An 18079-nucleotide genomic window follows, 5' to 3' on the forward strand; every position below is an offset into this window, starting at 1 on the left:
GGAACCAAACGACCGCGGCTCAGCGGCGCGACATGTAGATGTCGAGCGCCTTGTGGAGCAGCTTGTTCAGCGGGAAGTCCCACTCGCCGAGGTATTCGGCGGCCTGTCCGCCCGTGCCGACCTTGAACTGGATCAGGCCGAACAGGTGGTCCGTCTCGTCCAGTGAGTCGGAGATGCCGCGCAGGTCGTAGACGGTGCCGCCGAGCGCGTAGGCGTCGCGCAGCATCCGCCACTGCATCGCGTTGGAGGGCCGGACCTCGCGGCCGATGTTGTCGGAGGCGCCGTAGGAGTACCAGACGTGCCCGCCGACGATCAGCATCGTCGCCGCGGAGAGGTTCACCCCGTTGTGGCGGGCGAAGTACAGCCGCATGCGGTTGGGGTCCTCGGAGTTGAGGGCCGTCCACATGCGCTGGAAGTACGACAGCGGACGCGGCCGGAAGTGGTCGCGCACGGCCGTGATCTCGTACAGCCGCTGCCACTCGGCGAGGTCCTGGTAGCCGCCCTGGACGACCTCGACGCCGGCCTTCTCCGCCTTCTTGATGTTGCGGCGCCACAGCTGGTTGAAGTTCTTGTGGACCTCTTCCAGCGAGCGGTTGGCCAGCGGCACCTGGAAGACATAGCGGGGCTGCACGTCACCGAAGCCGGCGCCGCCGTCCTCACCCTGCTGCCAGCCCATGCGCCGCAGCTTGTCGGCCACCTCGAAGGCGCGCGGCTCGATGAAGTCGGCCTCCAGGTCGCGCAGGCGCTTGACGTCCGGGTCCTGGATGCCCTTCTTGATGGTCTCGGCGTTCCAGCGCCGGATGATCACCGGGGGGCCCATCTTCACGGAGAAGGCGCCCTGCTGCTTCAGATGCGCCAGCATCGGCTGGATCCAGTCGTCCAGGTTCGGCGCGTACCAGTTGATGACCGGGCCCTCGGGGAGGTAGGCGAGGTAGCGCTTGATCTTGGGCAGCTGACGGTAGAGGACCATGCCCGCGCCGACCATCTCGCCGGTGCGGTCGTCGAACCAGCCGAGGCTCTCCGAGCGCCACTCAGCCTTCACATCGGCCCATGCCGGGACCTGCATGTGGCTTGCCGCCGGCAGGCTCTGGATGTAGGCCAGATGCTGCTCGCGACTGATGGTCCTCAGGGTCAGGCTCATTCGGGGCGCTCCTCGGGCTGGGGTGTCCCCATGGGGTCAGGGGCTCCGGCTCTCGCGCCGAAGCCTACTGCGCCTTTCGAGCACCCCGACTGGGGTGTACGGGCTTCCGGTCCGTGGACATGGTTCGGCGGGGCACCTCCACAGGGCTGCGGAGGTGCCCCACGAGCGGTCGGCCCGATTCAGCCGATGAGGCCGCCGAACAGTCCGCCGTTCGCCATGCCGAGCATGAAACCGACGCCGGAGGCGCCGAGGCCCAGGACCAGGCCGAAGCGTTCACGGGTGGTCACCGAGATCCACTGCCCGTACGCCCCGACGACGAGACCCACCAGGCCGGCCCAGGAGGCGAGCAGGTGGAGGCCGGCGAAGAAGCCCGTGATGAACGCCAGCACGCCCAGGACCAGTGTCACGGCCATCAGGGTGTCCTGGAGCGGATGGGGCTTGCCGTCGGTGGCGAAGAGAGATCCGGCGGTGTTGGGTCGCAATGCCTGCTGTGCCATGTGGCACCTCCTGCGGATCGCGGCGCACTGTAGCGCCATACACACCCGATGTGTACAGACTGACGGCCCCCGCCGCCTGATTTCAACCGGAAGCAGGTGTGCGGGTAGTCTGTACCGTCTGCACCGGTGTCTGCCCAGAGCTGGCCAGGTCACACTGGGGCCACGCTGCGGGATCCCCTTCGGGACCCCGCATTGTCAGTGGCGGCCGATACCGTTGCGTACGCATCACGACCCTCCTGCCACGGAACGACCGTGGCCGCTGAGTCCAAAGGAGGTGGGTTCCACATGCGTCACTACGAGGTGATGGTCATCCTCGACCCCGATCTCGAGGAGCGTTCGGTCTCCCCGCTGATCGAGAACTTCCTGTCTGTCGTCCGTGACGGCGGCGGCAAGGTTGAGAAGGTCGACACCTGGGGCCGTCGTCGTCTCGCCTACGAGATCAAGAAGAAGCCCGAGGGCATCTACTCGGTCATCGACCTGCAGGCCGAGCCTGCGGTCGTCAAGGAGCTCGACCGCCAGATGAACCTGAACGAGTCGGTCCTCCGGACCAAGGTCCTCCGTCCCGAGACCCACTGAGCTCTCCAGCTCAGCTGATCCCGGGATTCGAGTAGCAACCAAGCAGCCAGAGCAAACCCGCCGAGAGGTTCCCCCATGGCAGGCGAGACCGTCATCACGGTCATCGGCAATCTTGTCGACGACCCCGAGCTGCGCTTCACCCCGTCCGGTGCGGCGGTCGCGAAGTTCCGCGTCGCGTCCACTCCCCGCACCTTCGACCGCCAGACGAACGAGTGGAAGGACGGCGAGAGCCTGTTCCTGACCTGCTCGGTCTGGCGTCAGGCGGCGGAGAACGTCGCCGAGTCGCTGCAGCGAGGCATGCGCGTCATCGTGCAGGGCCGGCTGAAGCAGCGGTCCTACGAGGACCGCGAGGGCGTCAAGCGCACGGTCTACGAGCTGGATGTCGACGAGGTCGGCCCCAGCCTGCGCAACGCCACTGCCAAGGTCACCAAGACCGCCGGTGGCGGTGGCCGCGGTGGCCAGGGTGGTTACGGCGGCGGTGGCGGCGGCGGCCAGCAGGGCGGCGGCTGGGGCGGTGGCTCCGGCGGCGGCCAGCAGGGCGGCGGCGGTGCTCCGGCCGACGACCCCTGGGCGACCGGCGCTCCCGCCGGTGGCAACCAGGGCGGCGGCGGCTGGGGCGGAGGCTCCGGCGGCGGCGGTGGCGGCTACTCGGACGAGCCCCCCTTCTAGGTCTTCGGACCGAAGGGTGGGTCGTACCCAAACTTCTTGATCACACAGGAGAAACACCATGGCGAAGCCGCCTGTGCGCAAGCCTAAGAAGAAGGTCTGCGCTTTCTGCAAGGACAAGGTCACGTACGTGGACTACAAGGACACGAACATGCTGCGGAAGTTCATTTCCGACCGCGGCAAGATCCGTGCCCGCCGCGTGACCGGCAACTGCACGCAGCACCAGCGTGACGTCGCCACGGCCGTCAAGAACAGCCGTGAGATGGCGCTGCTGCCCTACACGTCCACCGCGCGATAAGGGAAGGGTGACCGAAACATGAAGATCATCCTCACCCACGAGGTCTCTGGCCTCGGTGCCGCCGGCGACGTCGTCGACGTCAAGGACGGTTACGCTCGCAACTACCTGATCCCGCGGAATTTCGCTATCCGCTGGACCAAGGGTGGCGAGAAGGACGTCGAGCAGATCCGCCGCGCTCGCAAGATCCACGAGATCCAGACCATCGAGCAGGCCAACCAGATCAAGGGCCAGCTCGAGGGCGTCAAGGTCCGCCTGGCCGTCCGCTCCGGCGACTCCGGCCGTCTCTTCGGTTCCGTCACCCCGGCCGACGTCGCTTCCGCGATCAAGGCTTCCGGTGGCCCCGAGGTGGACAAGCGCCGCATCGAGCTGACCGCTCCGATCAAGACCCTGGGCGCCCACGAGACGTCCGTGCGTCTGCACCCCGAGGTTGCCGCCAAGGTCAACATCGAGGTCGTCGCGGGCTGACCGCGAGCTTTCTCGAGCAGTCCTGAAAAGGGCCGCACCCTTCGCGGGTGCGGCCCTTTTCGCTGGCTCGGCATCAGACCCGGCGCCATACAGAGCCGGCGGAGGTGTTTCACGTGAAACACCCCCAGCCGCTCTGTGCCACGTGGAACGGTCAGCGGGTCGCGCCCGTCACGATCCAGCGGCCGGAACGCATGCGCAGCCACAGCGTCAGCATGCGGACCGTCATCATCAGCGTCATCGCGGCCCAGAGGGCGGTGAGACCGCCACCGACGGTGGGGACGAGCAGCGCCACGGGAGCGAACACCGCCAGCGTGACGACCATGGCCCAGGCCAGGTACGGGCCGTCGCCCGCGCCCATCAGGACGCCGTCCAGGACGAAGACGATTCCGCAGATCGGCTGCGAGAGCGCCACCATCAGAAGCGCGGGCAGCGCCGCGTCCTTGACCACCGAGTCATCGGTGAAGAGCGGCAGGAAGAGTGGCCGGGCGGCGCCCACGAGCAGGCCGAGTACGACGCCGGTCGCGATGCCCCACTGGACCATCCGGCGGCAGGCCTCGCGTGCGCCCTGGGCGTCGGCCGCACCGAGGTAACGGCCGATGATCGCCTGCCCCGCGATCGCGATCGCGTCGAGAGCGAAGGCGAGCAGGCTCCACAGGGACAGGATGATCTGATGGGCGGCGATGTCCGCGTCACCGAGGTGGGCCGCGATCACCGTGGCGATCATCAGGACCGCCCGCAGGGACAGCGTGCGGACCAGAAGTGGGACGCCTGCCTGCGCCGAGGCTCGGATACCGGCCGCGTCGGGGCGAAGGGAGGCTCCGTGTCGGCGTGCTCCGCGCACGACGACGGCAAGGTAGACGGCGGCCATGCCGCACTGCGCGATGACCGTGCCCCAGGCCGAACCGGCGATACCGAGTCCCGCGCCGTAGACGAGGACCGCGTTGAGGGCACCGTTGGCGATGAAGCCGGCGATGGCGACGTAGAGAGGGGTCCGGGTGTTCTGCAGTCCACGCAGAACTCCTGTCGCTGCCAGGACGACGAGCATCGCGGGGATGCCCAGTGCGGAGATGCGCAGATACGTCGTGGCATGGGGGGCCGCGGTCGAGGAAGCTCCGAAGAGCTCCACGATGCCGGGAGCCAGCGGGAGCACGAGGGCGATGACGGCACTGCCCAGCAGCAGAGCCAGCCAGATGCCGTCCATGCCCTGCCGGATGGCGGCCGGCAGGTCTCCGGCGCCGACGCGGCGGGCGACGGCGGCCGTGGTGGCGTAGGCGAGGAAGACGAAGACGCTCACGGCGGTGGTCAGGAGCGCCGAGGCGACCCCGAGACCAGCGAGTTGGGCGGTCCCGAGATGGCCGACGATCGCGCTGTCCGCCATGACGAAGAGGGGCTCCGCAACGAGAGCGCCGAAGGCCGGGACGGCCAGCGCGACGATCTCCCGATCGTGCTGCCGACGGGTGACCTCGGGTATCGCGGGAGCTTGTGTCATGAGCACTAATCTAATCGTCCACAGGTAAGAGATACAAATGGCTAGTGACCCTTACTTTGCCCGGTGGGTCACCTCCTTTCGGGCAGCGTTCGAGGCGATCTTGGTCCGACTGGGAAAGTTTTTCTTCTGCACAGGCGGTGGACGGCAAAGGTGCAGGTCACGTGGGTGTCCAAGGAAGCAGCGAGGGCTTGTTCACAGGGCTGTCCACCGAGTCGTGCACAGGTTTCGCCGAGTTCTCCACAGCATCGGAGCGGTCGTCCACATGGCCTGTGGATAACCAGATTGGCTGACGGTGCCGACGGGCCTACCGTGGTCCGGCGCCTGCTCCTTTCCCCCGGCCCGGGAGGTGCGTCCTTCGCGGCCCTGGAACCGTCATAAATCCGACGCGCCAGAACCGGAGTTGGGTCTCTTAGTTGTCAGTGTCGTGCCGTACAAAAGAGGTCACGGCGAGGTCCGCCGCGCGGACGGGAGGAGGTGGCTCGGTGAGCATTTCCGAGCCCTTGGACGATCCGTGGGCCGACGCCGGACCCAGTGATCGTCTGCCTGCCTCCCGCCGGCGGAGCGACGGCGGCCGGGGCCGTGACGAGCAGCACGACCGGGGCAGGGAGAACGGCGGCTGGGACGGCGGAGGTTCGTCCTTCGAGCGGGTGCCCCCGCAGGATCTGGATGCCGAGCAGTCGGTGCTGGGCGGCATGCTGCTGTCCAAGGACGCCATCGCCGACGTCGTCGAGATCCTCAAGGGCCACGACTTCTACAAGCCCGCGCACGAGACGATCTACCAGGCGATCCTCGACGTCTACGCCAAGGGCGAGCCGGCCGACCCGATCACCATCGCCGCCGAACTCACCAAGCGCGGCGAGATCAACAAGGTCGGCGGCGCCGCGTATCTGCACACCCTCGTCCAGACGGTGCCGACGGCCGCCAACGCCGAGTACTACGCGGAAATCGTCCACGAGCGGGCCGTGCTGCGCCGCCTGGTCGAAGCCGGAACGCGCATCACCCAGATGGGATACGCGGCCGACGGCGACGTGGACGAGATCGTCAACAGCGCCCAGGCCGAGATCTACGCCGTCACCGAGCAGCGCACCAGCGAGGACTACCTGCCGCTGGGCGACATCATGGAGGGCGCCCTCGACGAGATCGAGGCGATCGGCTCGCGCAGCGGTGAGATGACGGGTGTGCCGACCGGCTTCACCGACTTCGATTCGCTGACGAACGGTCTGCACCCCGGTCAGATGATCGTCATCGCCGCACGTCCCGCCATGGGTAAGTCGACCCTCGCGCTGGACTTCGCGCGGGCCGCCTCGATCAAGAACAACCTGCCGAGTGTGATCTTCTCGCTCGAGATGGGCCGCAACGAGATCGCCATGCGTCTGCTGTCCGCCGAGGCCAGGGTCGCCCTGCACCACATGCGCTCCGGCACGATGACCGACGAGGACTGGACCCGACTCGCCCGCCGCATGCCGGACGTCTCGGCCGCGCCGCTCTACATCGACGACTCCCCGAACCTGTCGATGATGGAGATCCGCGCCAAGTGCCGGCGGCTCAAGCAGCGCAACGACCTGAAGCTGGTCGTCATCGACTACCTCCAGCTGATGCAGTCCGGCGGCTCCAAGCGCGCCGAGAGCCGGCAGCAGGAAGTCTCGGACATGTCCCGTAACCTCAAGCTGCTCGCCAAGGAGCTGGAGGTCCCGGTCATCGCGCTCTCCCAGCTCAACCGTGGTCCGGAGCAGCGCACCGACAAGAAGCCGATGGTCTCGGACCTGCGTGAGTCCGGCTCCATCGAGCAGGACGCCGACATGGTCATCCTGCTGCACCGTGAGGACGCGTACGAGAAGGAGTCCCCGCGCGCGGGTGAGGCGGACCTGATCGTGGCCAAGCACCGAAACGGCCCGACCGCGACGATCACGGTCGCGTTCCAGGGCCACTACTCCCGCTTCGTGGACATGGCCCAGACCTGATCCCGTCCGGGTCTCCGGCCGGTGCGCCCGCAGAGCGGCGAAATGGATTCGACGTCCGGCGCGGCACCCGGTGGACTGGGCCCATGACGACACCTCACGAAGCACTGCTGCCCGCGACCCGGCGTGCTCTGCTGCACCGGATCGCCGTAGCGCAGACCGAAGGGCGGGCGCCGTCGTTGGTGGCCGCCGTCGTACGGGGCGGACAGGCGGTGTGGCACGGGGCGCGGACCTCGGTGGACGGGCACGGGCCCGACGAGAATGTGCAGTACCGGATCGGGTCCATCACGAAGACCTTCACCGCCGTGCTGGTGATGCGGCTGCGGGACGAAGGCCTCCTCGACCTCGGGGATCCGTTGGAGAAGCATCTGCCGGGTACCGGCGCGGGGGAGGCGACGATCGCCCAACTGCTCGCCCACACCGCCGGCCTGGCCGCCGAGTCACCCGCGCCCTGGTGGGAGAGGACCCCCGGCTCACTGCGGCCCGAGCTCGGCGACGTGCTCGGCGAAGAGCCCCTGCTGCATCCCGTCGGCCGGCGGCACCACTACTCCAACCCCGGTTACACGCTGCTGGGTGCACTGGTGGAGGAACTGCGCGGGGCCCCCTGGGAGGAGGTGCTGCGCGCCGAGATCCTGGAGCCGCTCGGTCTGCGGCGGACGAGCGCTCAGCCCGAGCCGCCGAACGCGGGAGGATGGGCCGTGCACCCCTGGGCCGACGCCCTGCTGCCCGAGCCGCTGGAGGACCTGGGCCGGATGTCCCCGGCCGGGCAGCTGTGGTCGACCACCGGTGACCTAGCGCGGTTCGCCGCCTTCCTGGCCCGCGGTGACGACCGGGTGCTGTGCGCGGAGTCCGTACGGGAGATGCGAACCCCTGCGGCGCCCGCCGAGGCCGCCGATGTGCTGGAGGGGACCAGTTACGGACTGGGCATGCAGATCCAGCGCCGCGACGGCAGGCTGCTCGTCGGGCACTCCGGTTCACTGCCGGGCTTCCTGGCGAACCTCACCATCGGTGTGGAGGACGACGTCGCCGCGGTGGTGCTCGCCAACTGCACCAGTGGGCCGCTGCTGGGTGCGGTGGGCGCCGACCTGGTGCGGATCGTCGCCGAGGCGGAACCCCGGATCCCCGAGCCGTGGCGGCCGCTGCGGGAGATCGAGCCGGCGGTCCTGGAGCTGGCGGGGCAGTGGTACTGGGGGACGCACGCGTTCGGTCTGCGGGTGACCGCCGACGGTCTGGCCGCCCTGGGGCCGCTGACCGGTGGCGGCCGCCGTGCCCGCTTCCGTTCCAACGGGGACGGCACCTGGACGGGCCTGGAGGGCTATTACGCCGGAGAGCTGCTGCGGCCCGTGAGCAGGCCGGACGGGTCGCTGAGCCACCTCGACCTCGGCTCGTTCGTCTTCACCCGGCAGCCCTACGACACCGAGGCGCCGGTACCGGGCGGTGTGGACCCCGAAGGCTGGCGGGGCCTTCGGTAGTCGTCAACGCGTAGGGGGGTGTTTCACGTGAAACACCCCCCTACGCGCATCTGTTGCGGTTCGGTCAGAGCCGCATCTTGAAACCCTCGTGCGAGGCCGTGAAGCCCAGCCGCTCGTAGAAGCGGTGAGCGTCGGTGCGCGTCTTGTCGGAGGTCAGCTGCACCATGACGCAGTCGAGCTGCCGGGATCGGTCCACCGCCCACTCGATGAGCCGGCTGCCCAGTCCGCTGCCCCGCTCGTCCGAGTGGATCCGCACGGCCTCGATGAGCGCGCGGGTCGCCCCTTTGTGGGAGAGCCCGGGAATGATCGTGAGCTGAAGGGTGCCGATCACCCGTCCCTCGCGCTCGGCGACGACGAGATGCTGGTTAGGATCGGCGTCCAGGCGCTCCAGCGCGGCCCGGTACGGGCTCAGGTCGTGAGGTGACTCACGCTGGGCGCCGAGGGGGTCGTCGGCGAGCATGGCGACGATCGCCGGCAGGTCGCCGGGCGTCGCGGCCCGTATTTCAAGATCTTCCATGCCCGCACCCTATGCGGGCACGTTGAGGGACTCCACGGCCCTTACCAGCGGCGCCAGTTCGGGGTTCCGGGAGGCGTCGTCCAGAGCCTCGCGCAGGGCGGCGTCGTTGGTCGGCCGCGCCTCCTCCAGCAGTCGCAGCCCCGCCTCGGTGACGTTGGTGTAGATGCCGCGCCGGTCCGTGGGGCACAGGTAGCGCTCCAGCAGGCCGCGGTCCTCCAGCCGGGTCACCAGGCGCGTGGTGGCGCTCTGGCTGAGGACGACCGCGTCGGCGACCTGCTTCATCTGCAGATGTCCGCCATCGCCGTCGTGCTGCCGGCTCAGTACATCCAGCAGGGAGTACTCGCGCACGCTCAGGTCGTGCTTCGCCTGCAGGGCGCGCTCGATGTGCGCCTCGATCCTCCCGTGCAGCGCAGAGAGGGCGCACCAGCCCTGCGCGAGAGCGGTGAGCGCGGGGTCCGTCGCTGTCATGGGGTTCTCCTCCGTCCCGGAGCGGCTGCTCCAAGGGTAGAGCACGTCCGCAATATCCTGCGGTTGCATTTAACCCGCGTCTGCAACTATTGTGAACGCACGAAACGCGCTCCTGCAATCTTCTGGGAAGGTGTACCCCCCACATGCCTCTCGCGCTTCTGGCCCTCGCGATCGGGGCCTTCGGAATCGGAACGACCGAGTTCGTGATCATGGGCTTGCTTCCCGAGGTCGCGGGCGATTTCGGGGTCTCCATCCCCACGGCGGGCCTGCTCGTGACCGGCTACGCCCTCGGCGTGGTCATCGGAGCTCCGCTGATGACCGTGCTCGGCACCAAGGTCCCGCGCAAGCGGATGCTGATGCTGCTGATGGGCCTCTTCATCGCCGGGAACCTGCTCTCCGCGGTGGCCCCCGCATTCGGCGTCATGCTGATCGGACGCGTGGTCGCCTCGCTCGCCCACGGAGCCTTCTTCGGCATCGGCTCGGTCGTCGCGGCCGAACTGGTGGCACCCCACAAGAAGGCCGGCGCCATCGCCATGATGTTCACCGGTCTGACCGTCGCCAATGTGGTCGGCGTCCCGCTGGGCACCCTCGTCGGGCAGACAGTCGGCTGGCGGGTCACCTTCGCCGTCGTCGCCGCCCTCGGGGTCCTCGGCCTCGTCGGCATCGCCAAGCTGGTGCCCGACATGCCGCGGCCGGAGGGCGTGCATCTGCGGCACGAACTGGCCGCCTTCAAGAACGCCCAGGTCCTGCTCGCCATGGCGATGACCGTCCTCGGCTTCGGCGGCGTCTTCGCGGCCATCACCTACATCGCGCCGATGATGACCCACATCGCCGGCTTCGCCGACGGCTCCGTCACCTGGCTGCTGGTCCTCTTCGGCCTCGGCATGGTCGGCGGCAACCTGGTCGGCGGCAAGTTCGCCGACCGCGCCCTGATGCCCATGCTGTACGTCTCCCTCGGCGCCCTCGCGGTCGTCCTGGCGCTCTTCACGCTGACCGCCCACAACAAGATCGCGGCCGCCGTGACCATCGCCCTGATCGGCGCCCTGGGCTTCGCGACCGTTCCGCCGTTGCAGAAGCGCGTCCTCGACCAGGCGCACGGCGCGCCGACGCTCGCCTCGGCCGTGAACATCGGCGCCTTCAACCTGGGCAACGCCCTCTCCGCCTGGCTCGGCGGCATCGTGATCACGGCGGGCCTCGGATACACCGCGCCCAACTGGGTCGGCGCCGCCCTCGCCGCGGCCGCCCTGGTCCTCGCCGTTCTCTCGGCGGCCCTGGAGCGCAGGGACGCACGGCACGGCACCGTGACCGTGTCCGGCTCTCACGCCGAACAGCGGACGCCCGTCCATCACTGAGCCATCTCGGTTCACCCCCGTACGCCCGTGCCGGGCGCGCCCCGGTTCGGCAGACCACCACCCTCGGCACCACCAAGGAGAAAGCTCCATGAGCACCACCGTCGTCGCCCCGCTCACCATCGAGGACGCCGAACTGCTCGTCGCCACGGCCCGTCGCGCCGCAGAGGACGCCGGAGTCACCGTCAGCGTCACCGTCCTGGACGCCGGCGGCCACCTGCTGGCCTTCCGCCGGGACGATCGGGCAGTGCTGATCTCCGGCGAGACCAGCACCCGCAAGGCCTACACGGCGCTGCAGCTGAACGCTCCCACCGCCGACCTGGTCGACGCCGTGCAGCCCGGCGGCCTCTTCCACACCCTGCCCACGGCGCTCGACCGCCCCCTGCTCTTCATCGCGGGCGGCCTGCCCGTGCACCGGGACGGCCGGCTGATCGGCGCGATCGGCGTCGGCGGCGGCGCGCCGGACCAGGACCACGGCTTCGCCACCGCGGCCGTGCAGGTGCTCGTCTGATCACCGAGCCCGGACGGACAACGCCGGCCCTCCACCGCTCCGGGCGGTGGAGGGCCGGCGTTCGTCGTACGCCTCTCAGCCCGCGGCCACCGTCAGCGGGGCGAACCGCCGTGTCCAGTCTCCCGGGAGGTCCGTGATCCCGTAGGTCATCACGGCGTTGAACGCCACCGAGGCCAGCCCCCGGGCCTTCGCCCACGCCAGCAACTCCTCGTGGCGTACGTCGATGTCGGTGCGCAGCGGGCGGTCCGTAAGAGCGGCCAGGGATGCGATGAGGGCCTTGGCGGTCTCCGTGTCCCGGGCGATCAGCGGGCCGACCACATGGGTGTCCATGTTGGGCCAAGCGCCCGCGTACCCGATGACCCGGCCGTTCTCCTCCGCCACCCGCAGCTGGTCGGCGAAGGCGGGCAGCCGGGCGATGACGGGCGTGCGATCGGCACCGAACACCTCCTCGTCGAGACGCAGGATCGCGGGAAGGTCTTCGGCGGTGGCGGCCCGTGTCGACACCCCCGGCTCCGCACCACCGGGAGTGAAGTGCCCCCTCAGCATCTCCGCCCGGCCCGTCGACTTGAAGCCCAGCTCCTCGTACAGGGGGCGTCCATAGGGCGTGGCGTGAAGAGTCAGCGGGGTGGTGCCCATGGCCGACACGACGTGCCGCATCAGGCGGCGCCCGATGCCCTTCCGTGCATGACGTTCGGCCACCAGGACCATGCCGATGGCGCCCAGTTCCGGCTGGTCCCAGGGTCCGTACTCGGTGACGACGCACGCGGCGACGAGACCGCCCTCGGGATCGTCGATACCGAAGCCCTTCCCGGCCGTCAGAAGGAAGCCCCACTTGTGTTCCTCACGTGGCCACCCCCGGTCCTCGGACAAGTCCGCGCACGAAGTCAGATCGCGGAGGGTCAGACGGCGGATGGGCAGAGAGGCGAGGGAAGGAGTCGGCACGCAGGTCAGGCTGTCCGACCGGCACCCTCGGCGTCCACCCGTTTCGACGGAGACGCACGTGCTTTTGGCCATGTCGTAGCCCTCTGCTCAGCTCCCGGACAGCTGCCGGCGTTTCACGTGAAACACCGGCAGCCCGGTTAGCCTTCAGGGCCATGGCAAGACTGCATCTCTTCGATCTCGACGGCACACTGCTGCACGGCACCACGGCCCCGGTGGAGATCTCCCGCCAGCTGGGGCTGGAGGCGGAGACGGTCGCACTGGACCGCGCGATAGGAGCAGGGCTGATCGGGCCACCGGAGTACGCGGCTCAGGTCTACGACCTCTGGGCGGGCCTGACCGAGGCGCATGTGACCGCCGCTTTCGAGGCGGCTCCCTGGCTCACCCGGATCCGCGAGGTGTGGGCGGAGATCCGAAGCGCGGGCGAGTACTGCGCCGTGGTGTCGCTGTCGCCTTCCTTCTTCGTGGAGCGCCTGCTGGAGTGGGGCGCCCACGCGGCGCACGGCTCCCGATTCCCGGCCGTGCCCTTCACCGAGCCCGTCGACCCCGCCGGGGCGCTCAGTGCCGCGGCCAAGGTGACCATCGCGGACCGGCTCTGCGCCGAGTTCGGCGTGGTGCGGGCGGACTGCGTGGCGTACGGCGACTCCTCGTCGGACAAGGATCTGTTTGCGGTCGTACCGGTTTCCGTTGCGGTCAACGCGGACGGTCACCTGGCCGGTCTCGCGACCCATTCCTACACCGGACGCGACCTGTGGGATGCCTATGAACTCGTAGCCGGACTCAGCTAGTTGAGGTAAGCCGAGCCAGCACTCCTCCCGGTCGGCAAGCGGCACGGACCGGGGGACTTGTGTGCGCGCCAATGGCCGGTAGAGTCGACTCCGGTTCACGTACGGGATCGCGTGCGCATCCCGTACGGGCCGAGAGCAGGGCAGCAGCGTAACGGGGCGGAGAGATCGAAGGCCGCGTTTACGCGTACCCAACCGCGGCATCCGATCCGGGTGGAAGGCTGCGGGGCGAGTGCTACGGGCCGGCCGCCCGCCGGGGGAAAGCAGGCACCTTCCGAGGAGGAGGTGCGCAGACCGACCGAGAGATGTTCGAGGCGAGGGCACCATGGACGCTCCGACCACCACGTCGGGGGAGTACGACACGTCGGACGGAGGCGGCTGGTTCGCGCCGCACCCGTCGTCATCCCCTCCGCCGCGCGGTGGTGATCAGCAGACGCATGCCGGCGCCCCGGCTCCGCAGCATCTGCCGGAGCGGCGGACGATGCCGGCCTCGAGGCTGGCGTCTCCGGACGCGGTCCGCATCCGCCGGACGATGGCCGAGATCGGACCCGTCGCCGACAAGGTCACCTCCTACTTCTACGCACTGCTCTTCGTCCGTCACCCCGAACTGCGTCCGCTGTTCCCGGCCGCGATGGACGTCCAGCGGGACCGCTTGCTGAAGTCCCTCCTCATAGCGGCCGAGCACCTGGACAACACCGCCGTCCTCGTCGACTACCTGAAGAACCTGGGTCGCGGACACCGCAAGTACGGGACGCACGCCGCGCACTATCCGGCGGTCGGCGAATGCCTGATCGGCGCGCTGAGCCAGTACGCCGCCGACTGGAACCGGGAGACCGAGGCCGCCTGGGTCCGGGCGTACACGACGATCTCCCAGGTCATGATCGACGCGGCGGCGGCCGACGAACTGCGGGCGCCTGCCTGGTGGCAGGCCGAGGTCGTCTCCCACGACCTCAGGACCCCCGATGTCGCGGTCGTCACCGTCCGTCCGGACCAGCCCTATCCGTTCCTCGCCGGTCAGTACGCGAGTATCGAGACGCCCTGGTGGCCACGGGTGTGGCGGCACTACTCCTTCGCCTCCGCACCCCGCTCGGACGGCCTGCTGACCTTCCATGTGAAGGCCGTGACGGCCGGCTGGGTCTCGCGTGCGCTGGTGCACCGCGCCCGCCCCGGAGACGTCATACGCCTCGGCCCGCCGACCGGGTCGATGACCGTCGACCACACCACCGACAGCGGGCTGCTCTGCCTCGGCGGCGGCACCGGTATAGCGCCCATCAAGGCACTCGTCGAGGACGTCGCCGAACGCGGTGCCCGTCGGCAGGTCGAGGTCTTCTACGGCGCACGTACCGACCACGACCTCTACGACATCGACACTCTGCTCAGGCTTCAGCAGGGCAATCCCTGGCTCTCGGTCCGGGCCGTGACCGACCAGCAGGCCCGCCTGCGGCTTCCCGACGCCATACGTGTCTACGGGCCCTGGAAGGAGTTCGACGCCTATCTGTCGGGCCCGCCCGGGATGATCCGCAGCGGTGTCCACGCGCTTCGGGACATCGGCATCCCGCCGGGCCGCATACGGCACGACTCGGTGGAGGAGCTTCTCCTCGCGGGGAACTGACCGCGCTAACCCAGGTCGGGAGCGTGCATGGCACGCACCCCTTCGATGTTGCCGTCCAGGTAGTGGCGCAGCGACAGCGGGACGAGGTGTACGGAAGCGATGCCGACACGGGTGAACGGGATCCGGACGATCTCGTACTCCCCGGCCGGCTCGTCCACCTCGGGGCCATGACGCAGCGACGGGTCCATGGACTCGAGCCGGCAGACGAAGAAGTGCTGCACCTTCACGCCGGTGGCGCCGCCGTCCTCGCCGATGTGCTCGACGGTGTCCACGAAACAGGGCACCACATCGGTGATCTTGGCGCCGAGTTCTTCGTACACCTCTCGGTGCAGGGCGTCCACGACGGTCGGGTCGCCGGGCTCGACCCCACCACCGGGGGTCACCCAGTACGGATCGACACCAGGCTTGGTGCGCTTGATCAGGATCAGGTCGCCACCGTCCAGCAGAACGGCACGGGCGGTGCGCTTGACCACGGGTCGGACGGTCATGGGAGAAATGTGGCCCGGCTGGTTCCACGTGAAACATCGCGAAGCGTCCGCGAACGACCGCAGCGCGTGCACTCCCCTGTCGGCGCCTTCAGAACCAGGCCGTGGCTGCCTGCCGCAGCCACTCGTGGGCCCGGGCGATATGCGGCATGGCCAGGGTGCCGCTGCGCACAGCCAGGAAGTAGGTGCGCAGCGGCGGCACGGCCGGCTCGTGCAGGGTCACGATCGCGCCATGATCGAGGGCGGGCGCGCACAGGTAGCGGGGCAGCACCGCCAGCCCCGCGCCCGCGATCGCACAGGAGAGCACGGCCCGCAGGTCGGGGACGACGACCGCGCCCGAAGCGGCGGGCCGGGAGTCGAAGACGGAGGCCCAGTAGCGCGCGACGAGCGGCAGCGACTCGTGCACCTCGACGACGGGCAGGTTCTCCAGAGCGGGCGCGCCCCTCAGGCGCAGCGTTTCCGGACCGATCCGTTCCGCCCAGCGCGGCGCGGCGACCAGCACATGCTCCTCGTCGCAGAGCGGAGTCGCGGTGAGCAGGGCCCCGCGCGGCCGGGCCGTGCTGATGGCCAGGTCATGGTGCCCGGCCGCCAGCCCGTCCAGCGCCTCTTCGGCGGTGCCGAAGGAGGCGCGCAGCATGAAGCCCTGGCCGTCGTCGCCGGTCAGCTCCGTGAGGGCGGGCAGAGCGCGTTCGGCGGTGAACTCCGGCGGACCGGCGAGGTGCAGCGTCCGCAGTGACGAGTCGTCGTCCAGACCGCTCTCCGCTATCTCCACCAGGGCGTCGAGGTGCGGTGCTGCCTTGTGGGCCAGCTCGTCGCCGGTGGTCGTCGGGGTCACACCCCTGGCCCGGCGGAGAAAGAGGGGCCTGCCCAGCTGCCGTTCCAGCGTGCGGATCTGTGAGGTGACCGCCGGCTGGGAGAGCCCGAGCAGGGCCGCGGCGCGGGTGAAGGAACCGGCCCGGTGCACGGTGACGAAGGTCCGCAGCAAGGCCAGATCCATGGCGTGCCCTCCCTTGTCCCTGTCGTCCTCCGGCCCCCGGGCAGGCACCAACTATAAATATGTCGATAGGTCTCTGTCTCTAGCGTGATTGGACACTGACACAGAGTCAACTAGCCTTGTGCGCGCGGTTCTTCGCGCGCGGAACCGGGACGGTCCGAGCCACGAGGGGGGAGGTTCGGACCGTCCGCAGACATCAGCAGACGGACCCGTTCCCGGTCATTCGGCGGACGCGTCCAGGGCACGGAGCAGGTCGGCCACCAGGTCCTCGGGGTCCTCGGCGCCGACGGACAGACGGATGAAGCCCTCCGGGACCGCGTCCCCGCCCCAGCGGCGCCGGCGCTCGGCCGTCGAGCGCACCCCGCCGAAGCTCGTCGCGTCCTCCACCAGCCGCAAGGCCTCCAGGAAACGCTCCGCCCGCGCGCGCGTGGGCAGCGTGAACGAGACGACGCAGCCGTAGCGTCGCATCTGCTGCGAGGCGATCTTGTGCGAGGGGTCGTCGGGCAGTCCGGGATAGCGCAGGTCGGCCACCTCGGGCCGCTGCCGCAGCGCCTCGGCGACGGTGAGGGCCGTCGCGTTCTGCCGGTCCACACGCAGCTGGAGGGTGGCGATGGAGCGGTGCGCGAGCCAGGCTTCCATGGGCCCGGAGATCGCGCCGACGATCTTTCGCCAGCGCCGTACGGCGGCCATCGCCTCGGCGTCGCGGCCGGCCACATAGCCCAGCAGGACGTCTCCGTGCCCGGTCAGCTGCTTGGTACCGCTGGCCACGGAGAAGTCGGCGCCCAGCTCCAGCGGGCGCTGTCCGAGCGGCGTGGCGAGCGTGTTGTCGACGGCCACCAGGGCGCCGCGCGCGTGTGCCGCCTCCACGAGCCGCCGGATGTCGCAGACGTCGAGCCCGGGGTTCGACGGGGTCTCGATCCACAGCAGCTTCGCGCCGTCGAGGACCTCCAGCTGGGCGTCGCCGCCGGTGGGCGCGGTGCGCACCTCCACGCCGTACGCCTCCAGCTGGGCGCGGACCATCGGCAGCACCTGATAGCCGTCGGAGGGCAGCACGACGGCGTCCCCGGCGCGGAGCTGGGAGAAGAGTGCCGCGGAGATCGCCGCCATGCCGGAGGCGAACACCAGCGTCTCGACGTCCTCCCGGCCGGGCGCCTCCAGCTCACCGATGGCGCGCTCCAGCAGCGTCCAGGTCGGGTTGTCGTCACGGCCGTACGAGTAAGGTCCCGTCACCTCGCCGGGCAGGTGGAAGTGGGCCGCGAACACCGGACCCGGCAGGGTCGGCTCGTGCTTGACCGGCTCGGGCAGCCCCGCCCGTACCGCGCGCGTGCCGTCGCCGGTGCGCCCCTCGTTGCTGGTCGCGTCGCTCATGCGGCCCGTCCTTCCAGTCGTTCCCGTACATCGGCGAGCAGACCGGTGCTCGCAGCTTCAACCATCTCAAGACACTCCTCGAAGCCGTCCGGCCCCCCGTAGTACGGGTCGGGCACGTCGAGGTCGTCGGCGGCGGAGGGGTCGTACGAGCGCAGCAGACGGACCTTGCGGGCGTCCTCCTCGGTGGGCGCGAGCCGGCGCAGGGCCGTGAGGTGGCTGAGGTCGAGGGCGATCACCAGGTCCAGCCGGGCGAACCACGACGGCCGGAACCGGCGGGCGACGTGCCCGGCGTCGTACCCGTGCTCCTCCAGGATCCGGACGGTGCGCGGGTCGGCGGCCTCCCCCTCGTGCCAGCCGCCGGTGCCCGCGCTGTCGGCCTCCACCCGGTCCCCGAGGCCGGCGTCCGCCAGGCGCGCGCGGAACACGGACTCGGCCATCGGGGAACGGCAGATGTTCCCGGTGCACACGAAGCAGACGCGGTAGGTCATG

General features: G+C 69.7%; 20 protein-coding genes. 10 read left to right on the top strand and 10 right to left on the bottom strand.

The window, feature by feature from the left end; translation table 11 throughout:
- Positions 1 to 19: 19 nt before the first annotated feature.
- Positions 20 to 1141 carry a peptidoglycan bridge formation glycyltransferase FemX gene (gene femX, locus ACF08B_RS07815; protein WP_073887307.1) on the bottom strand — a complete coding sequence of 374 codons (1122 nt, stop codon included), beginning with the start codon at positions 1139 to 1141 and terminating at the stop codon, positions 20 to 22.
- Positions 1142 to 1320: 179 nt separating this feature from the next.
- Positions 1321 to 1638, bottom strand: a complete 318-nt coding sequence (locus tag ACF08B_RS07820) for a hypothetical protein (RefSeq protein ID WP_392316551.1) — start codon at positions 1636 to 1638, stop codon at positions 1321 to 1323.
- 285 nt (positions 1639 to 1923) lie between these two features.
- Between ACF08B_RS07820 and rpsF the strand changes: the two genes are divergently transcribed.
- The 4 genes from rpsF (at position 1924) to rplI (ending at position 3643) form a co-directional block, all read left to right on the top strand.
- The gene (rpsF, locus tag ACF08B_RS07825) at positions 1924 to 2214 is read left to right on the top strand and encodes a 30S ribosomal protein S6 (protein ID WP_009189556.1); all 291 of its coding nucleotides are present in this window, start codon (positions 1924 to 1926) and stop codon (positions 2212 to 2214) included.
- A gap of 75 nt (positions 2215 to 2289) precedes the next feature.
- On the top strand, positions 2290 to 2883 hold the full coding sequence (locus tag ACF08B_RS07830) for a single-stranded DNA-binding protein (RefSeq protein WP_392316552.1): 594 nt from the start codon (positions 2290 to 2292) through the stop codon (positions 2881 to 2883).
- Positions 2884 to 2941: 58 nt separating this feature from the next.
- Positions 2942 to 3178 (top strand): 30S ribosomal protein S18, encoded by a 237-nt coding sequence (gene rpsR / locus ACF08B_RS07835; protein WP_003949403.1) that lies wholly within the window; start codon positions 2942 to 2944, stop codon positions 3176 to 3178.
- Between the two features lie 18 nt (positions 3179 to 3196).
- The gene (gene rplI / locus ACF08B_RS07840; protein ID WP_093476298.1) at positions 3197 to 3643 is read left to right on the top strand and encodes a 50S ribosomal protein L9; all 447 of its coding nucleotides are present in this window, start codon (positions 3197 to 3199) and stop codon (positions 3641 to 3643) included.
- A 151-nt stretch (positions 3644 to 3794) separates the two neighbouring features.
- On the opposite strand, the gene ACF08B_RS07845 is transcribed toward rplI, so the two are convergent.
- Positions 3795 to 5132 carry an MATE family efflux transporter gene (locus ACF08B_RS07845; protein WP_392316553.1) on the bottom strand — a complete coding sequence of 446 codons (1338 nt, stop codon included), beginning with the start codon at positions 5130 to 5132 and terminating at the stop codon, positions 3795 to 3797.
- Between the two features lie 482 nt (positions 5133 to 5614).
- Here ACF08B_RS07845 and dnaB point away from each other — a divergent pair, with 482 nt between their 5' ends.
- Together dnaB and ACF08B_RS07855 are read left to right on the top strand one after the other, a co-directional pair.
- Entirely contained in the window at positions 5615 to 7093 is a 1479-nt protein-coding gene (dnaB, locus tag ACF08B_RS07850; protein ID WP_073887297.1) for a replicative DNA helicase, read from the top strand.
- Positions 7094 to 7176: 83 nt separating this feature from the next.
- Positions 7177 to 8562: a serine hydrolase domain-containing protein gene (locus tag ACF08B_RS07855; RefSeq protein ID WP_392316554.1), complete on the top strand. Its 1386-nt coding sequence runs from the start codon at positions 7177 to 7179 to the stop codon at positions 8560 to 8562.
- 64 nt (positions 8563 to 8626) lie between these two features.
- Here the strand turns inward: ACF08B_RS07855 and ACF08B_RS07860 are convergent, their stop codons facing one another.
- Both ACF08B_RS07860 and ACF08B_RS07865 read right to left on the bottom strand, forming a co-directional pair.
- Positions 8627 to 9079: a GNAT family N-acetyltransferase gene (locus ACF08B_RS07860; RefSeq protein ID WP_392316555.1), complete on the bottom strand. Its 453-nt coding sequence runs from the start codon at positions 9077 to 9079 to the stop codon at positions 8627 to 8629.
- Positions 9080 to 9088: 9 nt separating this feature from the next.
- Entirely contained in the window at positions 9089 to 9547 is a 459-nt protein-coding gene (locus tag ACF08B_RS07865) for a MarR family winged helix-turn-helix transcriptional regulator (RefSeq protein WP_093476306.1), read from the bottom strand.
- A gap of 143 nt (positions 9548 to 9690) precedes the next feature.
- On the opposite strand from ACF08B_RS07865, the gene ACF08B_RS07870 reads away from it, so the two are divergent.
- Complete coding sequence (locus ACF08B_RS07870; protein WP_392316556.1) at positions 9691 to 10899, top strand: MFS transporter; 1209 nt, start codon at positions 9691 to 9693, stop codon at positions 10897 to 10899.
- An 88-nt stretch (positions 10900 to 10987) separates the two neighbouring features.
- Positions 10988 to 11407, top strand: a complete 420-nt coding sequence (locus tag ACF08B_RS07875; RefSeq protein WP_392316557.1) for a heme-binding protein — start codon at positions 10988 to 10990, stop codon at positions 11405 to 11407.
- Between the two features lie 75 nt (positions 11408 to 11482).
- Here ACF08B_RS07875 and ACF08B_RS07880 read toward each other — a convergent pair whose 3' ends face one another.
- Positions 11483 to 12349, bottom strand: coding sequence for a GNAT family N-acetyltransferase (locus ACF08B_RS07880; RefSeq protein WP_392316558.1), 867 nt, complete (start codon positions 12347 to 12349; stop codon positions 11483 to 11485).
- A gap of 152 nt (positions 12350 to 12501) precedes the next feature.
- On the opposite strand from ACF08B_RS07880, the gene ACF08B_RS07885 reads away from it, so the two are divergent.
- Both ACF08B_RS07885 and ACF08B_RS07890 read left to right on the top strand, forming a co-directional pair.
- Positions 12502 to 13134: an HAD family hydrolase gene (locus ACF08B_RS07885; protein ID WP_392316559.1), complete on the top strand. Its 633-nt coding sequence runs from the start codon at positions 12502 to 12504 to the stop codon at positions 13132 to 13134.
- 478 nt (positions 13135 to 13612) lie between these two features.
- The gene (locus ACF08B_RS07890; RefSeq protein WP_392316560.1) at positions 13613 to 14743 is read left to right on the top strand and encodes a globin domain-containing protein; all 1131 of its coding nucleotides are present in this window, start codon (positions 13613 to 13615) and stop codon (positions 14741 to 14743) included.
- A 5-nt stretch (positions 14744 to 14748) separates the two neighbouring features.
- On the opposite strand, the gene ACF08B_RS07895 is transcribed toward ACF08B_RS07890, so the two are convergent.
- The 4 genes from ACF08B_RS07895 to ACF08B_RS07910 all read right to left on the bottom strand — a co-directional run bounded on the left by ACF08B_RS07895 (position 14749) and on the right by ACF08B_RS07910 (position 18078).
- Positions 14749 to 15231 (bottom strand): NUDIX domain-containing protein, encoded by a 483-nt coding sequence (locus ACF08B_RS07895; RefSeq protein ID WP_073887237.1) that lies wholly within the window; start codon positions 15229 to 15231, stop codon positions 14749 to 14751.
- A gap of 88 nt (positions 15232 to 15319) precedes the next feature.
- The gene (locus ACF08B_RS07900; RefSeq protein ID WP_392316561.1) at positions 15320 to 16225 is read right to left on the bottom strand and encodes a LysR family transcriptional regulator; all 906 of its coding nucleotides are present in this window, start codon (positions 16223 to 16225) and stop codon (positions 15320 to 15322) included.
- A gap of 216 nt (positions 16226 to 16441) precedes the next feature.
- Positions 16442 to 17590, bottom strand: coding sequence for a cystathionine gamma-lyase (locus ACF08B_RS07905; RefSeq protein ID WP_073887233.1), 1149 nt, complete (start codon positions 17588 to 17590; stop codon positions 16442 to 16444).
- On the bottom strand, positions 17587 to 18078 hold the full coding sequence (locus ACF08B_RS07910; RefSeq protein WP_392316562.1) for a low molecular weight protein-tyrosine-phosphatase: 492 nt from the start codon (positions 18076 to 18078) through the stop codon (positions 17587 to 17589). The genes ACF08B_RS07905 and ACF08B_RS07910 overlap by 4 nt, the downstream gene beginning before the upstream one ends.
- Position 18079 lies beyond the last annotated feature (1 nt).

Source organism: Streptomyces sp. NPDC015139 (genome assembly GCF_043079785.1).
Lineage (GTDB): Bacteria > Actinomycetota > Actinomycetes > Streptomycetales > Streptomycetaceae > Streptomyces > Streptomyces albidocamelliae.